Annotated in this window: 17 protein-coding genes; 8 read left to right on the forward strand and 9 right to left on the reverse strand. The window is 58.2% G+C overall.

Translation table 11 applies throughout. The features are described from left to right. Nucleotides 1–25 precede the first annotated feature (25 nt). Entirely contained in the window at nt 26–1,477 is a 1,452-nt protein-coding gene (locus ACOBR2_RS15595; RefSeq protein WP_420237035.1) for a glycoside hydrolase family 125 protein, read from the reverse strand. A gap of 140 nt (nt 1,478–1,617) precedes the next feature. Further along, on the reverse strand, nt 1,618–2,373 hold the full coding sequence (locus tag ACOBR2_RS15600; RefSeq protein WP_420237036.1) for a copper homeostasis protein CutC: 756 nt from the start codon (nt 2,371–2,373) through the stop codon (nt 1,618–1,620). Nucleotides 2,374–2,686: 313 nt separating this feature from the next. Here ACOBR2_RS15600 and ACOBR2_RS15605 point away from each other — a divergent pair, with 313 nt between their 5' ends. The 7 genes from ACOBR2_RS15605 (at nt 2,687) to ACOBR2_RS15635 (ending at nt 12,113) form a co-directional block, all read left to right on the forward strand. Beyond that, complete coding sequence (locus ACOBR2_RS15605; RefSeq protein ID WP_420237037.1) at nt 2,687–3,643, forward strand: N-acetylglucosamine kinase; 957 nt, start codon at nt 2,687–2,689, stop codon at nt 3,641–3,643. Between the two features lie 53 nt (nt 3,644–3,696). Then, complete coding sequence (locus ACOBR2_RS15610) at nt 3,697–5,085, forward strand: alpha-L-fucosidase (protein WP_420237038.1); 1,389 nt, start codon at nt 3,697–3,699, stop codon at nt 5,083–5,085. Beyond that, nucleotides 5,082–7,748 carry a beta-mannosidase gene (locus ACOBR2_RS15615; RefSeq protein WP_420237039.1) on the forward strand — a complete coding sequence of 889 codons (2,667 nt, stop codon included), beginning with the start codon at nt 5,082–5,084 and terminating at the stop codon, nt 7,746–7,748. Before ACOBR2_RS15610 ends, ACOBR2_RS15615 begins: the two co-directional genes overlap by 4 nt. A 56-nt stretch (nt 7,749–7,804) precedes the next feature. Next, the gene (locus ACOBR2_RS15620) at nt 7,805–8,890 is read left to right on the forward strand and encodes an isoaspartyl peptidase/L-asparaginase family protein (RefSeq protein WP_420237040.1); all 1,086 of its coding nucleotides are present in this window, start codon (nt 7,805–7,807) and stop codon (nt 8,888–8,890) included. A gap of 71 nt (nt 8,891–8,961) precedes the next feature. Continuing rightward, complete coding sequence (gene nagA, locus ACOBR2_RS15625; protein ID WP_420237041.1) at nt 8,962–10,137, forward strand: N-acetylglucosamine-6-phosphate deacetylase; 1,176 nt, start codon at nt 8,962–8,964, stop codon at nt 10,135–10,137. A gap of 948 nt (nt 10,138–11,085) precedes the next feature. Continuing rightward, complete coding sequence (locus tag ACOBR2_RS15630; protein ID WP_420236105.1) at nt 11,086–11,607, forward strand: IS630 family transposase; 522 nt, start codon at nt 11,086–11,088, stop codon at nt 11,605–11,607. After that, nucleotides 11,607–12,113 (forward strand): IS630 family transposase, encoded by a 507-nt coding sequence (locus ACOBR2_RS15635; protein WP_420239962.1) that lies wholly within the window; start codon nt 11,607–11,609, stop codon nt 12,111–12,113. Before ACOBR2_RS15630 ends, ACOBR2_RS15635 begins: the two co-directional genes overlap by 1 nt. Before the next feature lie 73 nt (nt 12,114–12,186). Here ACOBR2_RS15635 and ACOBR2_RS15640 read toward each other — a convergent pair whose 3' ends face one another. From ACOBR2_RS15640 to ACOBR2_RS15665, 6 genes are all read right to left on the reverse strand, one after another. After that, a complete protein-coding gene (locus ACOBR2_RS15640) occupies nt 12,187–13,668 on the reverse strand; it encodes an efflux transporter outer membrane subunit (RefSeq protein ID WP_420237042.1) in 1,482 nt (493 codons plus the stop codon). A gap of 17 nt (nt 13,669–13,685) precedes the next feature. After that, a complete protein-coding gene (locus ACOBR2_RS15645) occupies nt 13,686–14,825 on the reverse strand; it encodes an ABC transporter permease (protein ID WP_420237043.1) in 1,140 nt (379 codons plus the stop codon). Beyond that, entirely contained in the window at nt 14,822–15,760 is a 939-nt protein-coding gene (locus tag ACOBR2_RS15650; RefSeq protein WP_420237044.1) for an ABC transporter ATP-binding protein, read from the reverse strand. The genes ACOBR2_RS15645 and ACOBR2_RS15650 overlap by 4 nt, the downstream gene beginning before the upstream one ends. Beyond that, on the reverse strand, nt 15,757–16,710 hold the full coding sequence (locus tag ACOBR2_RS15655; RefSeq protein ID WP_420237045.1) for an HlyD family secretion protein: 954 nt from the start codon (nt 16,708–16,710) through the stop codon (nt 15,757–15,759). Before ACOBR2_RS15655 ends, ACOBR2_RS15650 begins: the two co-directional genes overlap by 4 nt. 12 nt (nt 16,711–16,722) lie before the next feature. Continuing rightward, nucleotides 16,723–17,382, reverse strand: coding sequence for a TetR/AcrR family transcriptional regulator (locus ACOBR2_RS15660; RefSeq protein ID WP_420237046.1), 660 nt, complete (start codon nt 17,380–17,382; stop codon nt 16,723–16,725). Nucleotides 17,383–17,803: 421 nt separating this feature from the next. Then, nucleotides 17,804–18,046, reverse strand: coding sequence for a hypothetical protein (locus ACOBR2_RS15665; protein WP_420237047.1), 243 nt, complete (start codon nt 18,044–18,046; stop codon nt 17,804–17,806). Nucleotides 18,047–18,191: 145 nt separating this feature from the next. Here ACOBR2_RS15665 and ACOBR2_RS15670 point away from each other — a divergent pair, with 145 nt between their 5' ends. After that, nucleotides 18,192–18,566, forward strand: coding sequence for a transposase (locus tag ACOBR2_RS15670; protein ID WP_420237048.1), 375 nt, complete (start codon nt 18,192–18,194; stop codon nt 18,564–18,566). Between the two features lie 220 nt (nt 18,567–18,786). On the opposite strand, the gene ACOBR2_RS15675 is transcribed toward ACOBR2_RS15670, so the two are convergent. Further along, nucleotides 18,787–19,674 (reverse strand): LysR family transcriptional regulator, encoded by an 888-nt coding sequence (locus ACOBR2_RS15675; RefSeq protein WP_420237049.1) that lies wholly within the window; start codon nt 19,672–19,674, stop codon nt 18,787–18,789. Nucleotides 19,675–19,693: the final 19 nt, after the last annotated feature.

A 19,693-nucleotide genomic window follows, 5' to 3' on the forward strand; every position in this document is an offset into this window, starting at 1 on the left:
GCCTTCAAATCTCCGGCATGGCTTGTTATCCCAGCGGTTCGCTCAGTAATCCGGACCGCTCCGCGGCCAGCTTCACGATCAGTTCGCCGTAGAGCGTATTGGCCCACGCAAACCAGGGGCGCGTGAACTTGCTCGCATCGTCTTTGTCGAACGACTCGTGCATGAAGCCTGTTCCGGCGGTGGTATTGCGCAGCCATAACAAGCATTGGCGCGTCTCGCGCGGATCGAGCGAAGTAAAGGCGCGCATCAGAATAGACATGGGCCAGATGCTGTTTAACCCTTCGTGCGGCCCGCCGATTCCTTCGCCAGCCTTGCCGCGAAAGAACCAGGGATTGGCGTCACTCAGCGCAAAGGAACGCGTTCTGCGGTAAAGCGGGTCGCCCGCGCTGCAGCAACCCAGATACGCAAGGCTGAGCAATCCTGGAGCATTGGCGTCGTCCATCTTCAGCACATTGCCGTAACCGTCCACTTCGTAAGCCCAGATGCTTCCGTGCCGCGCGTCCTCGGTGGTTCCGTACTGATGCAGCGCTCTCTCCACCTCGGCGGCCAGCGCTTCGGCTTCCGTTGCCAGCTTGGCATCGTGCAAAATTTCGGATGCCATCTGTGCCAGTTGGTGCAGGCTCATCACTGCAAAAAGATTGGCGGGAACGAACAGCGGATAGGTGCAGGCGTCGTCGGAAGGTCGGAACATCGAGAAGATCATACCCACCGGGCGCGCCGGATTTCCCCAGCCGCCCAGCGCACAGGTCTCTGTCGGCGAGGTCGAGCTGCGCTGAAACGAATAAGGCCCCAGACCGGTCTTGCGCTGCTGAGCGCGGAAGGTGCGCACAATCGTCCACGCCGCTTCTTGCCACTGTGCATCGAAGGGCCGCGTATCGCCGGTCTTGCGCCAATAGCCATGCGCCAAACGGATCGGATAGCAGAGCGAATCGACCTCCCATTTGCGCTCGCCCACACCGGCGTGGTGCTCGGTTTGGTCGCCCACCGCCCAATTCAACGGCGTATCGCTGGGGCTGCGCAGGAAGGCGTTGGCATAGGGATCGAGCAGAATCATGCGCGCCTGGCGACGGATTACGCCCTCCAGCAGCACGCGCAGCGGCTCGTCCTGCTTGGCAAGGGGCAGATACGGCCACATCTGCGCCGAAGAGTCGCGTAACCACATGGCGCTGATGTCGCCGGTTACCACAAACGTGTCCGGCTTGCCCTCGAAACTTCCCGGCCACACCGTAGTGTCCAGCGTGTTGGGAAAGCAATTTGCAAAGATTGTCGCCAGCGCCGGATCGGCGATGCGCCGCTGTAGTTGCGGAATCAGCTCTTCGACAGCAGTGCTCGTGAACCGTCGCGCTCCCGGCGCAGGCCGACCTTGCGGCAACTCCAAAGCTGCCAGCCCGTTTCCAGTCGCCGCCCAGGCCTTCGGTCCCAGCGCAAGTGTGGTCGCCGCTCCTTGTAACCATATTCGCCGATTCATCTCAACCATTTCGTGCTCCTATAGCGGCTCTCCAATTGCTGTACACCGAAGCCTCTGCAACGGAGTGGCTTTTCCCTCAAGAAAAAGCCACTCCGTTGCACGATCTACAAAGGGCTACACCTATTGGAGAACTGCTTTAAGACATAGTCTCAGCACATCGCTTGCAACTGGCGCTGGCGGCGAAACAATGCCACCGCCTGACGTACATCCGCCTCCAGCATCTCCCAAACACTTACCCCACCGCTGTTTGCGGTCACTCCATTCTCTCCCCTGCGGAGCGCGCCATGCCGACGCATCAGCGACCCATGTAAGCAGGAGACGCCGCTTTGCTGCGCCACTTCCGGCAGATTCTGCAGCGTCAGACCTCCACCAGCCATCACCTGCAATCGCTCGCCGGCCTGCTGACGCAAGCGCCCGATAGCCGCCGCGCCTGTCAATACATCGGCTTCGCCCCCCGAGGTCAGCAGAGACTCCGCGCCGGTCTGCGCCACTGCTTCGAGGGCCTCGCTCAACTGGGGCGTTTCATCGAAGGCGCGGTGGAAGGTCGTCTTCATCGGATAAGCCAGTTCCACCAGCGTGCGGCAGCGGTTGATGTCCACGTGGCCATCCTGGTGCAATACGCCCACCACAACTCCTGCTGCTCCAAGACTTTTAGCCTGCCCGATCTGGCGCCGCATGAGGAGAAATTCTTCCTCCGAGTAGGCAAAATTGCCTCCGCGCGGACGAATGAGAACGTGAACGGGAAGGGAAAGCGCGTCTGTCGTTGCACGCATCAGTTCAAGACTTGGCGTTAGGCCTCCGATCGACAAATTGGTGCACAACTCGATGCGATCCGCCCCTCCTGCCTCGGCAGCCTTCGCTGCTTCCAAGCTCTCGGCGCACAGTTCAAAGCAAAAATTTTCCATGATAATTTGTAAAAAAACGTCCAATCTTTGGGAAATTGTTCTTCAGCACTTCACGTCGGGAAGGTGGAAATCTGTGCGAACTGGCAAGCCGACCTTCAGATCTCCGAAAAGTGAAAAATGGTTATTTCCTTATCCGAGTTTATACTGGAACGATTATATTGGCATTAAATGGTCACTTTTCCGTGTTTGGAGGATCATTTTGGCAGAGACTAAAGGGAGCCCGCGTCCAGTTGGCAGGCGATTTTACCCTGTGGAATCGTGTCGCCTCAGCATCGTAGAAATTGATCGACTCACGGAAAGGACGAGTGAAGAAATGCACTATTTCCTCGGCGTAGATTCAGGGGGCACCAAGGCTGAATTTGTACTGGGCAATGAGACCCAGGAACTGGCCCGCGTCCGCACCGGTACCATCAAGCGCATGAAGGTAGACGCGCAGACTGCCGAAGCCAATCTGCTGAGCGGGTTGCAGCAATTGACGGAAGTCACCGGCGTGGCGATGGACTCCATCGCCAGTTGCTGCATTGGCACTGCGGGCGAGACCGTCCCTCTGGTGACTGACTGGCTGCGGCGGGTTTTTGCCCGTCACGTCAGTGGTGAGCTATATTTGATCGGCGATGTTGAAGTTGCGCTAGACTCGGTTTTTTTCGGTCAGCGCGGAATTTTGATTCTCTCCGGCACCGGCTCCAACATTGCCGGCCGCACCGCCGAGGGAAAGATGGTGACCGCAGGCGGCTGGGGTCCGGCGCTGGCCGATCAGGGGTCGGGGCATTACATCGGCGTGGAAAGCCTGCGCCGCGGGTTTCTGGCCATTGACCGGCAACTCCCCACGCGGTTGCTGGATCTGGCGCAATCGTTCTGGAATCTGCATTCACTGAATGAATTGATTGAGTTTGCCAATGCGAATCCAGCGCCCGAATTTTCCAGGCTGGTGCCGATGGTGCTGGAATGCGCCGTGCAAGGCGACGTTGTGGCAATGGAAGTTCTGGAGCGCGGCGGCGTGGATCTGGCCAATTTGGCTAGCCTGCTGATTGAACGCATGCGCACTCTGGAAGCCGAGTCGCAGCAGCCGTTCACGCTGCCCACCGTGGCCGTGGCTGGCAGTATTCTGACTCATGTGACGATGCTGCGCGAGGCTCTGGTGAGGCACATGCGCAAGCGTTACCCCTCGATTGTGGTTTTGGATACGCCAGCCGATCCACCAGCAGGCGCTTTATGGAATGCTCGCCATCGCTTTACCCGCGCCGCACAGACGGCTGTTACCGCGCTATAGAACTTGGAATTTGCAACTCGAACGATAAACTGCGTATCACTGGAGATTCAACCATGAAGTCTTCTTGCAATCCCATAAGATTCCTGCGTAGCCGTCTCTGCGGCGTCGGACTTGGGCTCCTGCTGTGCGCCCCTCTGATGCTGGCGCAGCAGAGCTTTCCCGATATCAAGCCCGCACCGCAACAGCTTGACTGGCAAGACCTGGAATTCGGCGTCATTATTCACTTCTCCACCAATACCTTTCTGGATCGTGAATGGGGCGACGGATCGGCCGATCCAGCAGTCTTCAATCCCACGCAGTTCGATCCTGATCAGTGGATGAAGGCGGTGCGCGACTCCGGTGCCAAGTACGTGGTCTTTGTCGCCAAGCATCATGACGGCTTCTGCCTGTGGCCCACCGAGCAGACCAAGTACAGCATCAAGGCTAGTCCCTGGAAAGACGGTAAAGGTGATATGGTTGCCGAAGTTGCCCGTTCGGCGCGCAAATATGGCCTGAAGTTTGGCATCTATCTTTCGCCCTGGGACCGCCACGAACCCAAGTACAAAGACTCTGCCGCGTATGACAATTACTATCAGGCGGAACTCACCGAACTGGCGCTCAACTATGGCGATCTGGTCGAATTCTGGTTGGACGGCGCAGGCAGTACAGGTCACGTCTACGATTTCAAGAAGATCATCGAAACCCTGCGTACTTACCAGCCCAACACCACCGTCTTCGCCGACACCGGACTCTTCGAATACGGCGATGCACGCTGGGTGGGCACAGAAAGTGGCCGCGTTCCTTACGAGAATTGGAATGTGATCGACCGTCACGGCTATTTGCGCTGGCGTCCGGTGGAAGCCGATACGCCGCTGCGCAATGAGCATTGGTTCTGGCATCCGAACGACGAGGCTTCGGTGAAGAGTCTGCATGAGCTGCTGGACACTTATGATCAGACCATCGGCCACGGTGCGCAGTTGATGCTGGGCCTTGCGCCGGATCGTCGCGGACTATTGCCGGACAGCGATGTGGCCCGCCTGCAAGAGTTTGGCAAGGCGGTGCGCGAGCGTTATGCGCATAACCTGGCTCTGCAACATGCGCCCACCAACGTAGAAAACGCCGCCGCCCTCGATGGCAATCCGGACACCTTCTGGAGTGCGCCTGCGGGGTCGCATCACTCCACTCTGGAAGTCAATTTTGCCAAGCCGGTTACCTTCAACCGTGCGCTAACCATGGAGTGGTTGAACAACGGCCAGCGCGTGCAGAAGTATTCAATTGATGTATGGAATGGCAAAGAGTGGAAGAGCGTGGCCGCGGCAGAAGCTATCGGCCACAAGAAGATCGACATCTTTCCGACCGTCACCGCCAGCCGCGTACGGCTTAATATTCTCACCAGTACGGATGCGGCCGCGATTCGCGAATTCCAGATGTATAACGTGGCAGAAACGGGAGAGGGAAAATGAACTTCCGCAGCCTGGGGCGCAGCAATCAAGCCCAATGGACGCTTGTGCTTTCTTTTGCGGCAGCCCTGGGCCTGCTTGCGCCCTGGGCCGCCGGCCAATCTATGCCGATTCGCGAAAAAATCGACACTGGCTGGCAGTTTCGCGGCATTAACGACACCCAGCACCCAGGCGTGGGCGATTGGCATTCCGCCACGCTCCCCGGGGAGGTGCAAACCGACCTGCAAGCCGCAGGACTTATCCCCGATCCATTTCTGGTGGACAATGAAAAGCGCTTGCAATGGGTGGGCGAGCAGGATTGGGAATATCGCACCACGCTTCGCCCCTCCACTTCTACACTGGCCCGGCAACACATCGAGCTGGTTTTCGAAGGCCTGGATACCTTTGCCGATGTGACGCTGAACGGCCAGCCGCTGCTGAAAACCGACAATATGTTCCGCGTCTGGCGGGCCGACATTCGCCCGCTGCTCCACTCCGGCGACAACGAACTCCGCGTGCTCTTTCACTCACCGTATAAAGTCATGTCGCCGGTGGTTGCTGCGCTGCCGTACATCCTGCCTGGCAGCGGCTACGAGGTTTTTGATCGGGCCAAGGGTATTTATCCCGTCGGCCATTACATCCGCACCGCGGGTTACGAATATGGTTGGGACTGGGGGCCGAAGCTGGTCACCATGGGAATCTGGCGACCGGTTCACATTGAGGCTTGGGACGATGCGCGCATCACATCCTTGCACATCGAGCAGAACTCGGTCACCGCGCAGCGCGCTCTGTTGATCGCTGAAATTGAGATCGAAGCCAGCCAAGCGGGCAAAATGTCGCTGGATCTTAATCTTGCAGGCAGCGGCTCAGCGGCGGCCAGCAATCTTCACTATCACGGCGTGCAAACGCTGGATGTCGGCGTGAACCACATTGCCATTCCGCTGCGCATCGAGCATCCCCGGCGCTGGTTCCCGGTTGGCTATGGCCCGCAGGATCGCTATCAAGTTTCGCTGGCGCTCAAAGACGAAAACGGCGCGAAGAGCCTCGACCTGGCCGAAGAAAAAATTGGTTTGCGCGCGGTGGAACTACGCCGCCAACCCGACCAATGGGGCGTCAGCTTCACCTTCGTCGTCAACGGCATTCCCATCTTCGCCAAGGGTGCCAACGTCATCCCCATGGACAGCTTTCCGGCCCGCGTCACGCCTGTCCGTGAGCGCGCATTGTTGACCGCAGCCCGCGACGCTAACATGAACATGATTCGCATGTGGGGCGGCGGCTACTACCAGACCGACAGCTTTTATCAGATCGCCGACGAGCTAGGCATCATGGTGTGGCAGGAGTTTGCCTTCGGTGGCGGCATGGTTCCTGGCGACACTGAATTCCAGAACAACGTGCGCGAAGAGGCTGTGCAGCAGGTGAAGCGCCTGCGCGACCACCCCAGCGTGGTGCTCTGGTGCGGCAACAACGAAGTGGAAACGGCATGGAATTCCTGGGACGATCACCTCGATTTCCAGAAGAAGATCACACCTGAGCAGCGCGAACGCGTTTGGCAAGACTATGTGGTCCTGTTCCGCGACATATTGAAAAGCGTGGTTGTCGAGCAGGGCGGTGGCACGCCCTATTGGCCCAGTTCGCCCGGTGCGGATTTTCAAGAGCGTGCCAACAACAGCCACAACGGCGACATGCACTTCTGGGATGTGTGGAGTGGCGCAGCGCCCATCGCTGACTACAACAAGGTGGAGACGCGCTTTCTTTCGGAGTATGGATTTCAGGGCATGCCCGATCTGGCAACGGTTCGCGCCTTTGCGGGTAACGAAGAGGATTTTGCCGCGCCCGCTCTGGCTAATCACGAGCGCTTCCTTCATGGTTTCGACCGCATGAAGCATTATCTCGATGAAGAGACAGGCCCCGCGCATAACTTCGCTTCTTTCGACTATTTGAGCCAATTCGTGCAGGCCGAGGCCATCCAGACCGAAGCGGAACACTTGCGCAGCCAGATGCCGCGTACCATGGGGTCGCTTTACTGGCAATTGAACGATTGCTGGCCGGTGGTCTCGTGGGCGAGCATCGATTACTTCGGTCGCCCCAAGGCTCTGCAATACTACGCCAAGCGCTTCTATGCGCCGCTGGCGATTGCGCCTGTGTACCAAGACGGCAAGATTCAGACGCACATTGTTTCGGACCGCTTGGAACCCGTCAGCGGCACTTTGCGCTTGCGCGTGATGGATTTTAGTGGCCACGTGATTGCCGCATCCGAGCAACCCATCACCATACCGGCACTCACTTCGCTCAGCATCGTTCCGTTGGATCCCAACTCTCTGGCGAACTTCGATCCGGCCAGCGATGTGACTGTTTTTGAGTTTGTCGCCAACCACGAAACCCTCGCCAGCCACACGCTCTATTTTGTCAAAACGCGGGATCTCAAGCTGCCGCAGCCTGTCATCGATGCCCGCGTGACAGTTGCCCCGGACGGCAAAGGCTATCGCGTCCGCCTGCAATCAAAGACTCTGGCGCGCGCCGTGCAAATGACCACGCCCGGTTTCGATGCGAACTACTCCACGAACTTTATTGACCTTCTGCCCAACCAACCAGTCGAGGTCCAACTCAATACAACGGCATCGCTTTCTCAACTTCGCGCCGCGTTGCAACTGACATCGGTTGCCAGCGCCGTACGCCCAACCCACTGATGCTGCTCTTGAGTCGAATGATTTGAGGACCACATCCATCCCAGGAGATACCACCGATGAGAAAGACCCTGCATGCGCTAGCCGGAGTGCTCATACTGATAGGCATAGCGGTTCCCGTTTGTGCACAGCAGTCAACTCGGCACTGGGCCATCGAGGTCCACGCGGGCGCGGGAGATATTCTGCGCTCCACCACCGATGCCAAAACCGATGCGGCTGTGCGCGCCACGCTCGCCGAGGCCATTCAGGTTGGCAGCGCGGTGCTGGACAAGGGCGGCTCATCGGTGGATGCGGTAGAAGCTGCGATTCGCACGCTGGAAAACTCGACACTCTTCGATGCCGGTCGTGGCGCGGTCTTCAACGCCGACGGAAAAAATGAGCTGGACGCGGCCATCATGGACGGTTCCAACCTGAAAGCCGGCGCGGTGGCCGGCGTCACTCGCACCCGCCATCCCATCAGTCTGGCGCGCGCGGTCATGGATAAATCGCCGCATGTAATGTTGATTGGCGAAGGTGCAGACAACTTTGCCGGACATGTGGGCCTGGAGCAGGTGGACCCCAGTTTCTTTTTCACTGAAACCCGCTGGCAGGAACTGGTGGAGCAACTCAAGCGGGAAGGTCGTCCGGTGCCGCCGCGACCCGCAGGCGCGCCGCCTGCGCCGCTGACAACGTCAATTCCTTCGTATGCTCCTGCCGTCGAGCGTCACTATGGCACCGTTGGCGTGGTCGCGCTTGACCGTCAGGGCAACGTTGCCGCAGGTACATCTACGGGCGGTTCGCAGGGCAAGTTGCCGGGGCGTGTAGGCGACTCGCCGATCATCGGCGCAGGCACTTATGCGTCAAATAACTCCTGTGCCGTATCTGCCACCGGCGTCGGAGAGTACTTTATCCGCCTCACCATTGCGCGCGAGGTCTGCGCGCTGGTGCAATACAAAGGCATGCCCTTGCAACAGGCTGCCGATGAGGTAATCCATAAGGAACTGGAAACACTGCACGGCGTGGGCGGAGTCATTGCTCTCACACCCAGCGGTCAAATGGCATGGAGCTTCAATACGCCTGGAATGAACCGCGCCTGGGCGCGCGAAGGCGGCAAGCTGACCATCGCCCGTTACAGCGACGAACCGTCCCGCGGTGAGCAGAAGTAGCTCGCCGCGCAACATTGGCTCGGGGGGAGCTTCCGAGCCCACTCACCAGATCAAAAAAGGAACGCCGACACATGCCTACTGTGTTTACCGCGGAACAACTATGGGACGGAATCAGCATGCTCCATCACCCCATGGTGGTGATCGAAGACGGGTTGATCGTTTCCATCTCCACGCGCGCGTCCAAAGAGCTTCCGGCCCAAGCTCAGGTACTCGATTATCCCGGCGCGACGTTGGCACCAGCTTTCTTTGACGTTCACATCCACGGCTGCAGCGGGCACGACGTGATGGAAGCCACGCCTGAAGCTCTCCGCGCGGTGGGCAGCTTCCTGGCCTCGCGCGGCACCGGCAGCTATCTGGCAACAACCGTGACTGCGCCGCTGGATGCGACTCTTCGCTCGCTCTCGGGACTGGCAAAGCTTTTGTCGCAACCCACGCCCGAAGCGCAGGCCCGGCCGCTCGGCATTCATCTGGAAGGTCCATTTCTTTCTCACCAGAAGCGGGGCGTCCATCCGCCCGCAGATCTGCTCGAACCCAGTTGCGCCACTTTTGACCGTCTCTATGAAGCTGCGGAAGGCCACGTTCGCCTGATGACTCTGGCTCCCGAGTTGCCCGGCGCGGCTGAGTTGGCCGCTCATGCCACAGCGCGCGGCGTGCGCATCTCCATGGGCCACTCCAACGCCACCGCAGCTGAGGCACGCACCTGCATTGCTTCTGGAGCCGTCAGTGCGACGCACACGTTCAACGCCATGCGCGCGCTCGACCATCGCGAACCCGGCATTCTGGGCATCGTTTTGGCCAACGATGACCTCTTTGCCGAACTCATCTGCGATGGAATCCACACCGCGCCAGAGATCGTCAAGCTGTGGTGGAGTGCCAAAGGGCCGCAACGCGCTATTCTTGTCACTGACGCGATGAGCGCCACGGGCATGCCTGACGGCGAATATTTGCTGGGTGGATTTCCCGTACAGGTGGCCAACGGAAAAGCGATGTCTGGCGGTGTTTTAGCAGGCAGCGTGCTCACGCTGGACCGCGCACTCACCAACTTCATCGCATATACCGGCGCGCCCCTGGAGCAGGCGCTGCGCCTGCTCACAGCCAACCCGGCTTCGATGATCGGACTGGCGGATCAAGCTAGTTCTCTAACCGTGGGCCGTCCAGCCAATCTGGTGGCCATCGGCGTTGCAGGAAATTTGCTGGCCTCGTTCGTGCAGGGTAAGCAAGCTCATTCTTCCCTAGGCGCTGCTTGATTTTTTCTGTAAGCGAGCCGATTGGTGATGGCAGTCCGTGGTGTAAGTCCTGGTTCCTGCGCCTGAGGTTGCCGTTGTGTTGCTTGGCAGCGCCTTGCGAGTCATCTCCCCGCTTTCAATCGCGCAGGTTTGTGAGAGCAGCGGAACGATGTGGCCTTGAGTATCCCTGGGGAATCCGTGTTCGGCCCATGCGAGCAGGATTTGTTTTGCCAGACGAGCCGCGTCATTACCGCTGGGAGCGCCAGAGGGCACGTGGGCTCCGCCCTTAACGAGCGTTGCATCAGGAATAGGTAAGATCCCAGTTAACGCCGGGCGCGAGACCCTACTTGATCCTGGTCGCCAGTGCGCTGCAACGTTGCTCCGAATAGCTGACAGGGCGATTGATGCGCGTCACCATGTCACTCAGTTCCGCAGCGGTCGTGAAAATACGATGGTGGCCGGTGATACTGCGATAGGAGCCGGTCAGAGGCGGATGCGGTGGATAGATGAGCTGGGGGATGGGAATCAGTGCCAGATTTTTGTTGAAGCCATCAATAGAATCCTTGGGACTCCGTCTGCCACGTAAATTCCACGCACGTCGATCTTGCTGTCGGGACCATATCTATAGGGGAGCAGAATGATGGACCGGTGTCTGCCAGTCCCGTTACCCTGGCAGTAATGGGCGACACCAATGAATTATTGGTGAGATTGACCCACTCGGCGACGATGAACGAGTTCTTCGAACCATCGAAGACGTGAACCATGATGGAGTCTTTGTGTCCCTTCTGGCATGCCCAGCAGGGACACAAAGACTCCATCACCATAGTGATTGATGCCGCCGATGTTGCTGATGATAGATAGCGAGTTTAAGGTTCTGTCCCTTGGCCTGCCGGAAGTTTTGTACCAGTAGCTCAGTTATTTACTACTGCATAAATAATGCAATAATACTTTCAGAGGTACGGTACCCCTATGCCCAGACTGAAGGCAAGTGCCGAGCTTTTGGAAGACCGTCGCCGTCGTGCTTTAGCGCTGTTGGATGAAGGCTGCTCGCTCAACGAAGTCGGACGACAGATAGGATGTAACGCGAGTTCAGTGATGCGCTGGCGCGATGCTCGACGGCAGCGCGGAGACGATGCTTTGCAGGTCCGTTTTTCTCCTGGACGCCCCCTGAAGTTGGGTGCTACTGAGCGCAAGAAGCTTGTTCGGCTGTTGCTCAAGGGGCCGATGGCTCAGGGTTATCGCACCAATCTGTGGACCACCGCACGCATTGCCGCGTTGATCGAGAGCGAGTTCGGCGTGAGCTACCACCCGGATCACATAGGCCGGTTGATGCACGATCTCGGTTGGACTCCGCAGAAGCCGGAACGACGCGCTCTGGAGCGCAACGAAGAAGAGATCGAGCGTTGGAAACAAAAAGAGTGGCCGCGTATAAAAAAAACGCCACAAGGCTGGGCGCCCACATCGTCTTTGCCGATGAATCGGGCTTCTTGATGATTCCCAACGTGGTCAGAACCTGGGCGCCACAAGGGGAAACACCTATCCACCGCCATCGCCAAGGACAGCGCGACAAGATCTCGGTGATCTCGGGAATTTCCGTCAGCCCTGGACGACATCATCTCGGTCTCTACTATCTTCTTTTTTACGACAACATCGGGCAGGAGGAGGTCTGTCTGTATTTGCGCGAACTGACGCGCCTCCTGCGCGGCCCGATCATTCTGCTCCTCGACAACTCATCGACGCACAAGGGAAAGCCTATCGAGCAATTTCTCGAAAAGCATCCCCGGCTGCGCATCGAGCACTTTCCGTCCTATGCCCCGCAACTGAATCCAGACGAAGGCGTCTGGTCATTGGCCAAGCGGGAACTGGCCAACAGCTGCCCAAAGGATGTGGACGAACTGATGGAAGACATACTTGGCTCCATTGACGGAATTCGGAACTCGCAGGCAAAACTGCGCGGCTGCATCGCCCAATCCGAGTTGTCCATTTCTTTGCGCTGAATCATTGCATTATTTATGCAGGAATCAATAGTGTAGCGCAACGGCTGAAGGGCATTTTTGCTTTGTGCCGGAATCAGTGCGCGGGCGAACTGAGTGTGCCACCACCGAGTGCGGTCATGAGGGCTGCCGAATCGCTGAAACGCGCAGAAGCAGTGGCGATTTCATTCTGCTCGGTGGTGAGTGTGTTGAGCTCGGCATTGATGAGTTGCAGACGGCTGATGCCACCGAGCGCTAAGCGATCGCGGCAGATAGCTTGTTGCGCGCGTGCATGGGAAGAAGCTTCAGCAAGATGCTGGAGTTGGCTGGCATCGTGTTCGAGAGCGGCAAGAGATTTTGCAACCTGATAGAGCCCATCGAGCACGGTCTGTTTGTAGGCGGCGAGGGCCTTGTCATAGGCTGCATCGGCGGCGCGCTTCTGGGCTTTGAGCTGGCCGCCATTCCAGACGGGCTGCGAGATGCTCCCGGCAAGGCTCCAGATGTTGAGCCCATCGATCAGGTCGCCAATGGATCGGCGCTCGGTTGAGAGCGAACTCGAGAGGGTGAAGCGTGGATAGAGATTGGCCTGCGCGATGCCGGCTTCGGCTCCACGTTCGCGTACAAGAGCATCGGCGGCGAGGATGTCAGGGCGCGTGGCGGCGAGCGTTGAAGGCAGCGTGTAGGCGAGTTGTTCGGGCAGTTGCAGGGAGTCGATGGCGATGATCTCAGTGGGTTGATCCGCGGGCTCGTGACCGAGGTAGACGGAGAGCTGGGCGCGTACTTCATCGAGATGCAAGGCGAGAGGCGCTAGCTGGGCGCGGCTTTGTGCAATGAGCTGGTGCTGCTGCTCAACTTCCGATTGCGTGATGCCGCCTGCAGCAAGTTGAGCTTCGAGGATAGCGAGCTTTTCATCTTCGAGGGCGAGGATGCTTTCGGTTGTGCGGATCTGCTCGCGGGTGCGGGCTTCGTCGATGGCGTTGAGAACGACATTGCCAGCGAGGGTGAGCTGCGCGGCGGCAAGCTCGAAGCGCTGTGCGTCAACCTGTGCGCGGCTGGCGACGAGGGCGTGATGCGTGCCGCCGCTAAGATCGAAGGTGTAGCTAACATCGAGGCCGACCGTGGTGAGGGCGAAGGCATCGGGATTTTTGATGGAGTTGGGTAAGCCCATGGTGTGCAGATCGTTCTGCTGTTCTTTTTCGCTGGCGCTGAGGGCAACGGTGGGCGAGAGTTTGGCGCCGCGTGTGGCGCGATTGTTCTCTTCGGCCTGACGCAGGCGGGCGCGGGCTTCGTCGAGGGTGGGGCTGTGGGCGAGGGCCTCTTCGACCATGCGATTGAGGACGGGGGAATGGAAGCTCTGCCACCATGCGGCAGCGATGCTGTTGCTTGCGACGAGGTGCTGCGCGGTGGCGGCATGTTGCGCGTTGGGCGCGGCATCGGTGTGCGTTGTTGGATGCGCCGTGTAAGTCGATGCAGAGGGTGGCGCGGGTGGCTGATAGGGCGAGCGCGCATGACATCCGGCCGCGAAGGGCGCGGCGAGGAGCAGCACGGGAAGCAGATGATGCGAGTGCGATGGGTTCATCGGTGAGCGCTCCTTTGCTAGTCGAGAGTCTTGCGGTAGAACTTGACAGCGACGGTCATGACGAGGGTGGTGAAGAGGAGCAGCGGCCAGAGGTTGGGCCAGAGCTCGGGCCAGGTATTGCCCTTGAGCAGAATGCCGCGAATGAGGCGGTTGAAGTGAGTGAGTGGGAGAAACTCGCCGAGAGTGCGCGCCCATGCGGGCATTCCCTGAAAGGGGAACATGAAGCCCGAGAGCATAAGATTCGGCATGAAGTAAAAGATGGTGAGCTGCATGGCCTGTAGTTGATTCGAAGCAAGCGAAGAGAGGGTGACGCCGACGGTGAGATTGGCGGCGACGAAGATGAGCACGGAGGTGTAGACGGCAATCACGCTGCCGGCGAAGGGAACATGAAAGAGCACGATGGCGGCGGAGAGAATGAGCGTGGCCTGAAAGATGCCGATGGCGATGTATGGGATGATCTTGCCGGCCATCACCTCGATGGAACGAATAGGTGTGGCGAGGAGATTTTCCATGGTGCCGCGTTCGCGCTCGCGTGTGATGGCGAGGCCGGTCATCATGACCATCATCAGGGTGAGGATGACGCCCATCAGGCCGGGAACGATGTTGTATTGGGAGATGCCTTCGGGGTTGTAGCAGCGCTCGATGCGGAGTTCGAAGGGGGCATCTGTTGGCTTGAGATGGGCGAGCGGTCCGCGCAGATCGCGATTGAAGGCTTCGAGGGCGAGCTCGTTGACGGCGGCGACGGCATTGCCGGCGGCCATGGGGTCGGTAGCATCGGCTTCGACGAGGAGAATGGGGCGCTCGCCGCGTAACATGCGGCGGGTAAAGTCGGGCGGAATGTTGATGACGAAGATGGCATCGCCCTGGGAGAGCAGATGATGGGCCTCGGCTTCGTTGGCAGTGCCCTTGATGTTGAAGTAGTCGGAGTGCGCGAGGGCGGCGATGAAGCTGCGCGTGAACTCGCTTTGATCATCACTGACGATGACGGTGGGCTGATGCTTGGGGTCGCTGTTGATGGCGTAACCGAAGAGCACGAGCTGGATGAATGGAATGGCGACGATCATCGCGAAGGTGATGCGGTCGCGGCGTAGTTGCAGAAACTCCTTGAGCACGACGGCCCACCAGCGGCGGAAGCTGAAGAGCTCGGCGAGAATCATGCTGCGCCTCCAAAGTTGTCGTGCGAGCGATTCATGAGATGGATGAAGACATCTTCGAGACTGGTCTCGACCTCTTCGATGCTGGGCGGATCGGGGAGCCGCGCGATCTGTTGCAGGTTGGCGTGCATGAGCTCGGGATCGCGTCCGCTGGCGTGGAGTGCGGTGCCGAAGGCGATGACCTGATCGATGCCGGGCATCTTTTCGAGGCGTTCGGAGAGCGCGGTGAGATTGTTTCCACGCAACTGCCAGGTGGAGAGTGCTTCGTTGCGGATGATTTTGTCTTCGGTACCCTGGGCGAGGAGCTTGCCGTAGGCGATGTAGGCGAGCTTGTGGCAGCGCGAAGCCTCGTCCATGTAATGGGTGCTGACGAGGACGGAGACGCCGGTTGCGGCAAGGCGATGGAGCTCGCGCCAGAAGTCGCGGCGGGCAGTGGGGTCGACGCCGGCGGTGGGTTCGTCGAGCAGGAGCAATTTGGGCTGATGCAACATGCAGGCGGCGAGAGCGACGCGCTGCTTCCATCCGCCGGACATGGAGCCGGCAAGCTGATCGGCACGGGCACCGAGGCCGAGCTCGTCGATGGCGCGTGCAACGAGCTTTTTGCGATCAGGGAGTCCGTAGATGTGGGCCACGAAGTCGAGGTTCTCGCGGACGGTGAGATCTTCCCAGTAGGAGAAGCGCTGGGTCATGTAGCCGACATTGCGCTTGATGGCGCGGCTTTGGTGCATGAGGTCGAAGCCGAGGCAGGTGCCCGAGCCGGCATCGGGGGTGAGCAGGCCGCAGATCATGCGGATGGTAGTGGTTTTGCCGCTGCCGTTGGGGCCGAGGAAACCGTAGATCTGGCCGCGCTCGACCTCAAGCGAGACGTTATCGACCACGCGGCGCGGCCCGAAGCTCTTGGTGAGTCCATGGACGTCGATGATGCGTTCGGAGTTCATCGCGTGACCTCAAGGGGCTGGCCGGGATGCAGTTGCACATGGAGCGGATCGTCGGGGTGGGCTTCGATCATGTAGACGAGCTTGGCGCGGGTTTCGTTGCTGTAGATGACAGGAGGCGTGTACTCGGCTTGGGTGGAGATGTAGGTGATGCGGGCGGTGGCATCGGGTACGCCATCACGGTGGAAGCGGATGCTATCGCCAAGATGGAACGTGGCTAGATCTTCTTCCGGCACAAAGAAGCGGAGCTTGATGTTGGACGCAGGCAGAAGGCGCACAATGGGCGAGCCGGCGGGGATCCACTCGCCGGTGCGGTAGAGGATGTCGAAGACGAGGGCCTGCTGCGGAGCATTTACCGACTTCTGATGCAGACGCCATTCGGCCTGGGCAAGAGCGGCGCGATCGGCGGCGACGATCTGCTGCTGGGCGCGGATCTGGGCGGCACGCGAGGGAAGATCCGCGACTTCAATCTGGTGCTCAAGTTCGCGCACGCGGGCCTCGTCGATGAGGACGGTGGATCGGCTGTTTTCAGCCTGCTGCGCGGTGATACCGCCGACCTTAAATTGAGCCTCATCGCGCAGGCGTGTGCGGTTGGCCTGCTCGAGAGTGGCGCGGGCCTCGATGAGCTGGGCATCGATGACACCGACCTCGGGAGGACGCTTGCCGGTGAGGAGGTCGTCGAGCTGGGCCTCGGCGGTTTTGAGCTGTGCGCGTGCCTGATCGCAGGCCTCGGATTCGCTTTGGGATTCGAGGGCAAAGAGCGGCGCGCCGGCGACGATGGTCGATCCGCGCTCGCCCATGAGGGCATCGAGACGGCCAGCCTGCGAGCTTGAGATGTTGACGAAGTCACCTTCGCCATAGCCCTGCCAATGCGTGCCCTGCGGTTTGCGGCAGCCAGCGGCAAGCAGCAGAGAGAGAGACAGGGTGAGGGCGATGCAAGGGCGTGGCATCATGGTGTGGGTTCCTCAGAGTGTGGCGTTGGGTTGGCCGTAAAGTCCGTAGCCGAGCAGGGCGAGAGCGTGGTGGACAATCTCACTGGGGCCGAGGCGCTCGTTGTCGGGCAGATTGCGCCAGAGGTTGATGGCCAGTGGCATCATGGTCAGGCCGATCATTGAGACAAAGATGAGGCCGGGCTGGATGGCAGAAGGCACAAGGCCCTGCTGCTGTTCCCGGCGCACAAGTTCGGCCAGGCGGCGCATGGGCAGTTCGGAGAGCAGCGCGATGATGCGGGAACGCAGCAGCCCCGTCTCGCTGACGACCTCGCGGATCCAGAGATTGGGAAGCCAGGGACTGGTCTGCGCTGCCTCGACAATGCCGTGAGCCAGGCTCGAGAGAACGTCGAGTGAACGCTGCCAGCAGAGTTCGTCAATCTTCCAGATGGTAAAGACAAAGGTACGGATGTGCTCGTCGAAGAGGGCGTCGAGCAGGGCCTCGCGATCGGCGAAGTAGTAGCGGACCATGGCTGGGGTGACGCCGGCGCTCTGGGCAATGGCCGAGTCGGGAACACCGGCAATGCCGCGATTGGCAAAGAGGTCGAGGGCCGAGGTGAGAATCCGTGTTCGGGCCTGCTGGCGGTCTTCGGTCGCGGGACGTCCGACACGTCGTTTTGGAGAGTAGGCTGACATGGTCTTGATATTAATTAAAAAAATAAATAATTACAATACTGAAGAAAATAATTTATTTTTACTGCTTGCCTTTCTGTCTCGTGTTGTGCTGTAGAAGTAGCGGATTCTGAAAGGTTTTGGCGAAGAATGTCCGAAGCGGAAATAAAGAAAATCTTACGCCGTGCGTACACTGCGGGATGGCGTCGTTTGATGCCTGAAAAGCTGGTGTTTTCCTGTGGAATTTTTTTGGCTAGGTTGACTATAGGCAAGAAGTACAAGCCGACCTATGATCGGTCGACTTGGTACTCTGCGGCAGAAACGATACTATTTTTTTACAGAACCAGATCGCGGCAATTTCTCGGCATAGGTCCAAAACTCATCTATCGACATCTTGAAATAGGAGCTTATTGCCGCCATCATATCCAAAGCCGGGATCATATTTTCAGCGGCCGATCTGGGCGCCAGCAAATTTCAATCTCTCTCCGCCGATAAACGCAGCGCCACCGTAAGCAGTCTGGCTACCGTTCTGGCCGCTGAAGGCGTAGCTCCACTCGCAGGTACAACACCAGAGAGCCTTGCCAACGAAGTTTTTATCAATGCGGCCCCGTGGAATTTCGTATACCGCATCGTAAGCCTTGTCTCCGAGTAATACGTCGTAATTGATCCCTTCGATCAACGCCGCCACACCTGTAGTTTCTCCGCGCTATCCGGGCATAAGGCGAAAGCGCCGAGGTCGCCAGATATTTACGGAACGGCACATCGAGTTTACGGTGTAAGTGTCGTCTGACGAGCGTCTGGACATCAGTTGTTTTCGGGCAGACGATGACAGTGTGAACGAAATCACCGAGAGTACAGACAAGCCAGAAGCACCGAAGCGGATCCATCACAGTGTGGACGAGAAGCGCCGTATTGTTGAAGCGATGTTTGTGTCGGGCACGTCGCTTGCTCGTGTTGTACGCGAGCAAGGCGTGAACTCCGATCAGGTATTTTGGTGGCGCTATGAGTATCGCAACGGGATTCCGGGTGGTCGTACGAAACCTGCAACGAAGCTGTTGCCAGTTGTTGTGGCGGAGCCAGAAGTGGTGGCTGCAGCGCGAAGCGGCCTGAGAGGCAGGCTGTGGAAGTATGGAAATCGCTGTGGCGATTCCACCACTCCCACAGCCTCGACGGCGACGGGATATTCCCCTCAAACTGCGCGTATATGAGCGCCAGTCTGAGGGCAAGGCCATCATCTTGAGGATTCTGAGCCAACTTTTGACCCAGAATCGTTGCGGGATTCGGCTAGGCCGGAGTGCTATTTCCGGGGTCAAACCGAGGTTCAATTGCGTGCCAAAAGGGTTCCAAAACGACTTCCTGCGTTACTCTATTTTATAGAAAGCATTGATACTCCATGTGCTACAAGCCAACTATAAGGCGGTGGAGAATTCATACTCTTTCAACGTCATGTTCCACCCCAAGAAGCTTGGCCAACACATTTACTTCACGACTGCTGGAGATGAAGTCCTTACAGACAAGATTCAAACCCACCTCACGAGTTCTTCCAACATACAGGGGAAGTGGGACTAAAGTACCATTTTCAATGTCTGACTTTATTGAGTATTTCGGTAGCCAACCAAAACATAATCCATTACGAACTGCACTGATTGCTGATTCGATTGTCCGAACAGCGAAAACACGTTGCGCTGCAAGTTGCGGTTGGTGTTTCAGACTTCCAGATGCTGCCCCTGAAATAGTCACCAACATATGTTGCATAATATCTGCACGCGTGAGCTTGTGCTTGATGGAATGTAGAGGATGATCCTTGCGAGCAACTGCAATCATTTCGACAACAAGAATTGGTTTTACAAACATCTCGCTTGAAATTAAGCCGGTTATGCATAGTTGGGTACCATGCAAAGAAAACTCGACATCTGCAGAGAGAAAAGTATCCTGCCAAAGTTTCAGATTGAGATGAGGATAGCGCTGCGAAAATTCCGCTAATGCCGCGTAAAGGCGATCATTCGGAAAGATGCTATCCACGGAAAGCCTGATTTCCGAAGTTCCGCTAGACGCCATCAGGCTAGCTCTCTTCTCCAACTGGTGAAATCCAGCCAGATAAGGCTCTACATCTGCAAGCAGAGCTCTTCCTGCCTCTGTTAATTGTGATTTTCTTCCCTGTATTTCAAACAGTTGCACTCCTAGCTGTTCCTGTAGGCGCCCTATCACATAACTAATCGTCGATTGGGAACGATTTAGCTTTTTTGCAGCGGGAGCGAATCCTCCCAGGAGCACTACATTTTGAAATACTTCCCAGGCGTCCAGAGTTGTGTTCATGGCATAAGAATGGATTGGC

The organism is Telmatobacter bradus, from assembly GCF_048629425.1.
GTDB classification, from domain to species: domain Bacteria; phylum Acidobacteriota; class Terriglobia; order Terriglobales; family Acidobacteriaceae; genus Telmatobacter; species Telmatobacter bradus.

Coding starts and splice junctions, on each gene's coding strand:
- ACOBR2_RS15595 (WP_420237035.1), bottom strand. CDS start 1,477: ATGGTTGAGATGAATCGGCGAATATGGTTACAAGGAGCGGCGACCACA.
- ACOBR2_RS15600 (WP_420237036.1), bottom strand. CDS start 2,373: ATGGAAAATTTTTGCTTTGAACTGTGCGCCGAGAGCTTGGAAGCAGCG.
- ACOBR2_RS15605 (WP_420237037.1), top strand. CDS start 2,687: ATGCACTATTTCCTCGGCGTAGATTCAGGGGGCACCAAGGCTGAATTT.
- ACOBR2_RS15610 (WP_420237038.1), top strand. CDS start 3,697: ATGAAGTCTTCTTGCAATCCCATAAGATTCCTGCGTAGCCGTCTCTGC.
- ACOBR2_RS15615 (WP_420237039.1), top strand. CDS start 5,082: ATGAACTTCCGCAGCCTGGGGCGCAGCAATCAAGCCCAATGGACGCTT.
- ACOBR2_RS15620 (WP_420237040.1), top strand. CDS start 7,805: ATGAGAAAGACCCTGCATGCGCTAGCCGGAGTGCTCATACTGATAGGC.
- nagA (WP_420237041.1), top strand. CDS start 8,962: ATGCCTACTGTGTTTACCGCGGAACAACTATGGGACGGAATCAGCATG.
- ACOBR2_RS15630 (WP_420236105.1), top strand. CDS start 11,086: ATGCCCAGACTGAAGGCAAGTGCCGAGCTTTTGGAAGACCGTCGCCGT.
- ACOBR2_RS15635 (WP_420239962.1), top strand. CDS start 11,607: ATGATTCCCAACGTGGTCAGAACCTGGGCGCCACAAGGGGAAACACCT.
- ACOBR2_RS15640 (WP_420237042.1), bottom strand. CDS start 13,668: ATGAACCCATCGCACTCGCATCATCTGCTTCCCGTGCTGCTCCTCGCC.
- ACOBR2_RS15645 (WP_420237043.1), bottom strand. CDS start 14,825: ATGATTCTCGCCGAGCTCTTCAGCTTCCGCCGCTGGTGGGCCGTCGTG.
- ACOBR2_RS15650 (WP_420237044.1), bottom strand. CDS start 15,760: ATGAACTCCGAACGCATCATCGACGTCCATGGACTCACCAAGAGCTTC.
- ACOBR2_RS15655 (WP_420237045.1), bottom strand. CDS start 16,710: ATGATGCCACGCCCTTGCATCGCCCTCACCCTGTCTCTCTCTCTGCTG.
- ACOBR2_RS15660 (WP_420237046.1), bottom strand. CDS start 17,382: ATGTCAGCCTACTCTCCAAAACGACGTGTCGGACGTCCCGCGACCGAA.
- ACOBR2_RS15675 (WP_420237049.1), bottom strand. CDS start 19,674: ATGAACACAACTCTGGACGCCTGGGAAGTATTTCAAAATGTAGTGCTC.